The sequence below is a fragment of the Paraglaciecola sp. genome, from assembly GCF_030730205.1.
Taxonomy (GTDB): domain Bacteria; phylum Pseudomonadota; class Gammaproteobacteria; order Enterobacterales; family Alteromonadaceae; genus Paraglaciecola.
In genome coordinates this window covers 1-2960 of the sequence record NZ_JANQVQ010000181.1, presented here as the reverse complement: position 1 = coordinate 2960, position 2960 = coordinate 1, and the positions used below count along the sequence as shown (strand labels likewise).

Here is a 2960-nt window from a genome sequence, read left to right as displayed (position 1 = left end):
CCATTTAGGCAACTGAGTTTAGGAACAAAATTACGAGGGCAGTCATGTTAATGACTGAAACACCACCACTTGACACATTACACGTCACAGTTGAATCAATCATTTACTACATCCTATAAAGTGAAACCTTAGCTTCTAAGGTAATTAGATAGGCATAGGTTTGTTGATACAACGATAACAAACTAGAACTATACAAATGACTACCTGCACGAGAGGGATCTGGTATCGCAATCAAGAGTTTTAAATATAAAGGGCTTAAAAAGTTTTTTTATAACGGCGACACAAGTGGCATACAGGATAATCACTTACAAAAAATGGGCTAGATATTAGACGCGATAGATGCCTCACCTCATCCAAAGGACTTAAACAGTATTTATGGGAATAAGTTTGCAGAAAAGAAAGGCTCGGGTGCAGGGATTTATAGTCTAGAAGTGAACGGCAACTGGCGTATCACCTCCCAAATACACGATGATGGAGCATTGCTGATGGATTACCGCGATTACCACGGCAAATCAATAAAGGCGGTTTAACACTTAGCTAATACTACAAAAAAATTAGGCAGACATTTAGCTAGCCTCCTAAAAAAGAGATTATGGAGATTAAGATGACACAAACTAGAAAACCAACACATCCGGGGAGTTTTTTAAATTCACCATATTTGACGAACGCAAGGTATCTATTACTGATGCAGCGACTTATCCTGGGGTTTCAAGAAAAGCATTAAACGAGTTTACAAAGGGCAAAGCAAAATGCTCTCACGCTATGGTGAGAAGGCTTTCTGAGTCAACGGGAACGGGCGTTTCTATTTGGATAAAAATGCAGGTAAAGCTCGACACTTGGGAAGCTGAAAATATGCCCCCTTCCCGATTACATCCAAGCTATACCGGATTGCAGGGTCGCATATAAAGGACGCTACACGCCATCATCCCGCGCGGAGTCCGCTGCACTTTACCTTTCAGACCGGCTAAAGCTGTTCCATATTTATCCCGTAAATATGGTCAACAGCTAAAAGAAGTCATCAATAAAGGCCGCTCGCGACTAAAATTTTTAATCGTACAAAAAGGCGGAAAAAAGCAGTGGCGGAGCAAACGTGCCCTCTTGATCCGACCTGCTATTTTTGCAGATACTTATTAAGTGACCTTTGAAGTTGGCCATCGAACTTATCATATTTTCCACATGAGTTACTCTTGGTCCACACAGAACTTCCCTTCCATATTTTATCGTCAAGTGCGGTCTGAGTAATGGTAAAGCAAGAATCACCTAGCATGATGGTTGTCTCGTCTGGACCAAACACTGAGAGCACAATTATATCAGAACCCTTTGGCGCAAAAGACGAGCTTAGCGCTTGCAATCTTTGATTAGTACTAGGAGGAGTAGACTTATCAATGAGTGGTTTTGGTTTTCTAAATTGGTTTAGCGAACTCTCTGATATCCTCCCAACTTCATCGGAATGTAAATTTTGAATATATTGAGAGACAACTGTCTGCACTTTGCGTGAAGATAAGGTCGCTGTTGCATCTGTTGGAGTTGTTTTTTCTTTATCCAAAGAATTTTTTACAACTGAATCTATTTCTAATTTGATTGCTTCAGGGGTACTTGGTTGAGCAGACATTGCCATTTTGCCGGCACCTTGAGCAATAACTTCATCTAACATATTTGTAGAATTGTTCACAGATTCCGATCCAGCGGCAGACTTCTCAAAAAACAGATAGCTTTTTATTGGTTCATTTCTAACTTCTTGCTTTTCGTACGGCAAGGTAAAACCTACAAGTCCAAAAATAAAGACGCCATGCAGCAGAATAGATAGTGCAGCAGACTGGCTTGTTTTAAGCGTCATTAATAATCTAACTAAGACTTTTTTAGTTTGCCTGGCATTTATTCGAGGTGTCTAATTCAACATTGCGATTTCGCATTTCTTCAATAACGTCAATATCTTCCAAAAATAACACAAAGCCATCTTCAACATCTGTTTGTAAAAATAAATCTACTTCAAGCTCATCAAACTTTTCAATATTGCCAAAACAACCATTACTAGTACCAATAGAAAACCCACCAGTTACTTTCGCGCCCTTAGCTTTATAACTTTTTACTCGTGCCAAAGCATCGCCCATGGTGGCCGCATCTTCGTTTGACAGTTTTAATATGGTTATTCCCTCTCCATCTTCGATGCCTTCTAATAATATTGATGAAATGTCACTTTCAGACCCAGATAACACCTGTGTATGAAAATTATATACATTATCAAATGGAGGTAATTGCTGTCCCTCAACACCATTTTCGCTTTCGCCAACAACCCCATCAGTTTTAGTCGCCAATCGTATATGCGCTGCTCCATTTTGCACTTCTATAAGTTCATTAGTACGAATAGCCACTTTAATTTCATCAGGGCTAATGCCTAAAATAGAGAGCTGGGACATCTTATACATAGTGGAAATTGGCATGCTCATGCACCCAGTCAACGACAAAGTCACACCTAATAAACATAAGATTAATGCTTTAAATTTCATATACTTCCTTGATAGCAACATTTCATTACTTTACGTAGGCTAATCAATCACTCAAAAGTTCACTTAAATTTAGATTGGTAAACTATTTTTCCAAAAAAATTCACTGACTTTGACTCATTGTTCCATTTCAACAAACTTGACACCGCTGGTCAAAACCTCCACTGCTAAATTAATTCACCGCTATCGGTGATTTTAGAAAACACTGGGAATGAATCCTTTATATTGACCGATATTGGTGATTAATAAGTTGTTCTCATACGATGGGTGTTAATGTAAATGCCCATAGATAAGAAAGGGGGGTTAGAAACAGAGGTTAAACCTCCATCTCGATGACTTTTTTAGGCGTAAAACTACTGCCTATTGCAGCAATAATAACCATACCAAATGCAGCACGCTAAAGGCTAATGTACGGTTTGAATTGTCACCATGGCAAGTCAAACCCAGCAGAAATTA

The 2960-nt window shown here is 39.1% G+C and carries 3 protein-coding genes; 1 reads left to right on the top strand and 2 read right to left on the bottom strand.

The annotated features are described in order from the left end of the window. The first annotated feature begins 323 nt into the window (after nucleotides 1-323). Nucleotides 324-530, top strand: a complete 207-nt coding sequence (locus NWQ57_RS12435; RefSeq protein WP_306022469.1) for a type II toxin-antitoxin system RelE/ParE family toxin — start codon at nucleotides 324-326, stop codon at nucleotides 528-530. 581 nt (nucleotides 531-1111) lie between these two features. Here NWQ57_RS12435 and NWQ57_RS12430 read toward each other — a convergent pair. Both NWQ57_RS12430 and NWQ57_RS12425 read right to left on the bottom strand, forming a co-directional pair. Then, nucleotides 1112-1837 (bottom strand): hypothetical protein, encoded by a 726-nt coding sequence (locus NWQ57_RS12430; RefSeq protein ID WP_306022468.1) that lies wholly within the window; start codon nucleotides 1835-1837, stop codon nucleotides 1112-1114. A 22-nt stretch (nucleotides 1838-1859) separates the two neighbouring features. Next, complete coding sequence (locus NWQ57_RS12425) at nucleotides 1860-2507, bottom strand: hypothetical protein (RefSeq protein ID WP_306022467.1); 648 nt, start codon at nucleotides 2505-2507, stop codon at nucleotides 1860-1862. Between the last annotated feature and the right edge of the window lie 453 nt (nucleotides 2508-2960).